The sequence below is a fragment of the Falsiroseomonas oryziterrae genome, assembly GCF_021864505.1.
In the GTDB taxonomy this organism is placed as follows: Bacteria; Pseudomonadota; Alphaproteobacteria; order Acetobacterales; family Acetobacteraceae; genus Falsiroseomonas; species Falsiroseomonas oryziterrae.
Genome location: NZ_JAKJIB010000389.1, coordinates 1 through 3,505, shown reverse-complemented (window position 1 = coordinate 3,505; position 3,505 = coordinate 1). Strand labels below are relative to the sequence as shown.

Annotated in this window: 4 protein-coding genes; all 4 read left to right on the top strand. The window is 72.6% G+C overall.

Annotation, left to right across the window (positions count from 1 at the left end):
• Positions 1-113 precede the first annotated feature (113 nt).
• Entirely contained in the window at positions 114-1,241 is a 1,128-nt protein-coding gene (locus tag L2I40_RS20700) for an ABC transporter permease (RefSeq protein WP_237217063.1), read from the top strand.
• Positions 1,238-2,002: an ABC transporter ATP-binding protein gene (locus tag L2I40_RS20695; protein WP_237217062.1), complete on the top strand. Its 765-nt coding sequence runs from the start codon at positions 1,238-1,240 to the stop codon at positions 2,000-2,002. Before L2I40_RS20700 ends, L2I40_RS20695 begins: the two co-directional genes overlap by 4 nt.
• Positions 1,999-3,018, top strand: coding sequence for an MlaD family protein (locus tag L2I40_RS20690; RefSeq protein WP_237217061.1), 1,020 nt, complete (start codon positions 1,999-2,001; stop codon positions 3,016-3,018). Before L2I40_RS20695 ends, L2I40_RS20690 begins: the two co-directional genes overlap by 4 nt.
• A partial coding sequence (locus tag L2I40_RS20685; protein ID WP_237217060.1) for an ABC-type transport auxiliary lipoprotein family protein occupies positions 3,015-3,505 on the top strand: 491 nt, incomplete at its 3' end. The genes L2I40_RS20690 and L2I40_RS20685, both read left to right, overlap by 4 nt.

Genomic DNA, 3,505 nt, shown 5'->3' with positions numbered 1-3,505 from the left:
GGGGAGGCCTGCCATGCGACCCTGGCGGGAACGGTCGGCGGCGCCTGGCTGTCCGGGCAGGCCGCGGCGCGCGCTGCCCTGGCCTGCGCTTGACCGCACGGAGCGCAGGCCGAATGGATGACGCGATGGCGGAGGCTGCGACGACGCCCCGGTGCGAGCTCGAGGTCCGGAAGGAAGCCGGCGCGACCGTGCTCGTGCTGGTTGGCCGCCTCGACACGCCGCGCGCCGCGGAACTGTGGCCGCGGCTGATGAAAGAGGCCGCCGGAGGGCCGGTGGTGCTGGATCTCGCGCGGCTGGAGGCGATCGATACGACGGGCGCCACGCTGGTCCTGTCCGCGGAAGCGGCGGGCCACGGGTCGACGATCCGTGGCGCTGGCCCGGGGGTCTCGGAGGTCCTCGATCGTGTGCGGCAGGCCCGCGACGCGCCGCGCCCGAAGCCGGAGCGCAGCCTGCCCCTCCTCGCGCGCCTCGGGCGATCGGTCTGGTATGGCGGCCAGGCGCTCGTCGATTCGATCGCCTTCCTCGGCGAACTCACGATCATCCTGCTCGGCACGCTGCTGCGGCCCTGGCGCCTGCGCATCGGCGAGGTGCTGCGCCACCTGGACGAGGCCGGCACGCGCGCCTTTCCGCTGACCGTCCTGCTCGGCTTCCTGCTCGGCGTGATCCTCGCCTTCCAGTCCGCGATCCCGCTGCGCCGCTTCGGCGCGGAGATCTTCGTGCCGAACCTCGTCGGCATCTCGCTGCTGCGCGAGCTGGGGCCTCTGATGGCGGGCGTGATCCTGGCCGGGCGCACCGGCAGCGCCTATGCCGCCGAGCTCGGTACGATGAGCGTGAATGAGGAGGTGGCGGCGCTGCGCGTCATGGGCATCGACCCGATGGCGCTGCTGGTCCTGCCGCGCGTGCTCGCCGGCGTCCTGGTCATGCCGGTGCTCTCCTTGCTCCTGACGCTCGCGGGCCTCTCCGGCATGGCGCTGATCATGAACCTGTTCGGCTTCCCGCTGACGACCGTGCTGCAGCAGCTCAGCCAGTGGCTGACGCTGTCGGACCTGCTGGGCGGCCTCGTGAAGGCGTGCTTCTTCGGCCTCGCTATCGCCGCCATCGGCTGCCGCGCCGGCCTCGGCGCAGGCCGCGGGCCGCGCGCGGTCGGCGATGCCGCGACCGCCGCCGTGGTGGGCGGGATCGTCTCCATCATCCTGCTCGATGGGGTCTTCGCCGTGGCCTATGAGAGGCTCGGCCTGTGACCGCCGCGCCGGACGCCGAGGCGGTGATCCGCGCCGAGAACCTGACCGCGGCCTTCGGCGACCGCGTACTGTTCCGCGACGTCTCCTTCGAGGTGAAGCGCGGCGAGGTCTTCGTCATCCTGGGCGGGTCCGGCTGCGGCAAGTCGACGCTGCTGAAGATGATGATCGGGCTGGTGCCGCCGCGTCACGGGCGCGTGTTCATCCTCGGCACCGATGTGTGGGCCGCCGACGGCGCGGCGCGGCTTGCACTGCTGCGCCGGATCGGTGTGATGTGGCAACAGGGCGCCCTGTTCGGCTCCCAGACCCTGCTGGAGAACGTCGAGATGCCGCTGGCCGAGCACACCTCGCTGCGGCCGGAGGCCCGCGCCGAGGTGGCCCGCGTCAAGCTCGGCCTTGTCGGCCTGTCCGAAGCCGCGTCGCGCCTGCCCTCCGAGGTCTCGGGAGGCATGCTGAAGCGCGCCGGCGTGGCGCGCGCGCTGGCACTCGACCCGCCCATCCTGTTCCTCGACGAGCCGTCCGCTGGCCTCGATCCGATCACCTCGGCAGGCCTCGACGAGATGATCCGCGATCTCGCCCGGTCGCTCGGCACGACCTTCGTCGTGGTCACGCATGAACTGGCTTCGATCCTCGCCATCGGCGACCGCTGCATCATGCTGGACCGCGAGGCGCAGGGGATGATCGCCGAAGGCGATCCGCGACGCCTGCGCGACGAGAGCACGCATCCCACGGTGCGCGCCTTCTTCCGGCGAGAGGCGGCATGAAGGGCAAGGCGCTCTATCTCCGCGTCGGCATGCTCGTCGTCGCCGGAGCGATCCTGGCCGCCGGCTTCGTCATCTTCCTGGCCGGTGGCCGGGGCCAGGGGCCCCTCACGGTCTTCGAGACCTATTCGCGCGAATCCGTTCAAGGTCTCGATGTCGGGGCGCCGGTGCGCTATCGCGGCGTCCAGATCGGGCGCGTGACCGAGATCCGGCTGGCTTCCACCGAATACCAGCGGGCGGCAGGCGTCGCCTTCACCGAGGCCTTCCAGCTCGTGCTGATCCGCTTCGCGATCGACTCCGCCCAGATCGGCGAAGTGCCGCGCACCGCCGAGGCGGTGCAGCTCGGCTTGCGCGCCCGCATCGCCGCGCAGGGGATCACCGGCGTGAACTATGTCGAATTGGACTTCGTGCCGCACCCCGAGCGGTTCCCACCGCTTGCATTCCCATGGACGCCGCGTTTCCCGGTCATTCCGTCGATCCCCTCCACCGTGGCGCAGGTCCGCGGCGCGGCGGAGCAGCTCGTTGAGCGCCTGTCGCAGATCCCGCTCGAGCAGATCGCGCAAGACCTCTCGACGCTGGTCGCCAGCCTCAGCCGCCAATCCACCGACGGCGATCTCGCTGCCACGCTCCGCGAGACGGCCCTCACCATGGCTCGGGTGCGCGGCGTGCTCGAGAGCGGCGAGATCGAGCGCACCATCGCGGAGTTCCGCCGCACCGCGGAAGCCGCGCAGGGGGTCGCGAGCGCGCCCGAATTGCGGCGGGCGCTCAGCAGCGCGGCCAGCGCCGCCGACGAGTTGCGCCGCTCCGCCGAACGCCTGCCGGGCACGCTGCAGACCTTCGAGCGCACCATGCGCACTGCGCGCGAGACGACCACCGACGTGCAAGCCGACCTGGTCCCCATCCTGCAGGATCTGCGCGCCACCACGGCGAGCCTGCGCGCCACGGCCGATGCGCTGCGCGCCTCGCCCTCCCAGTTCCTTCTCGGCGCTCCGCCGCCGCCCCCGGACCGCCGCCGATGAGACGACGCCTGCTGCTCGCGCTGCCTCTGCTGGCGGGCTGTTCCATCTTTCCCGACCGGCCGAACGTCCCGGTGCGCCGCTTCGACCTCTCGCCCCGTCGACCGACGAGCCGGCGCGCACCATCCGGCGCCGCCGTGGTCCTGCTCCGTCAGGTCCGGGCGGTGCCCGGGGTGCAGGATCTCGGCCTGCGGACCGCGCAGCCGGACGGCTCCTTCGACATCGCGGTCTATGACCAGTGGATCGCCCCGCCGGGCGACCTGGCCGACGCGGCCCTGCGCGCCTGGCTGCAGGCCTCGGGCCTGTTCTCCGCCGTCTTGTCGCCGGGCACGCGCGGCGAGGCCCCGCTCTCCATCGAGGCGCAATTGACGGTCCTGGAAGCCGCACCGCAGGCCGGCGAGGCGCGCGCGGCGCTGGCCGGCGTCCTGTTGCGCGACGCCGGCGGCACCTCGCGCGTCGTGCTGCCCTTCGACGTGCGCGGCCGCGCCCC

What these genes read in the sequence shown, in the direction of transcription:
- L2I40_RS20700 (WP_237217063.1), top strand. Translation starts at nt 114, where the DNA reads ATGGATGACGCGATGGCGGAGGCTGCGACGACGCCCCGGTGCGAGCTC.
- L2I40_RS20690 (WP_237217061.1), top strand. Translation starts at nt 1,999, where the DNA reads ATGAAGGGCAAGGCGCTCTATCTCCGCGTCGGCATGCTCGTCGTCGCC.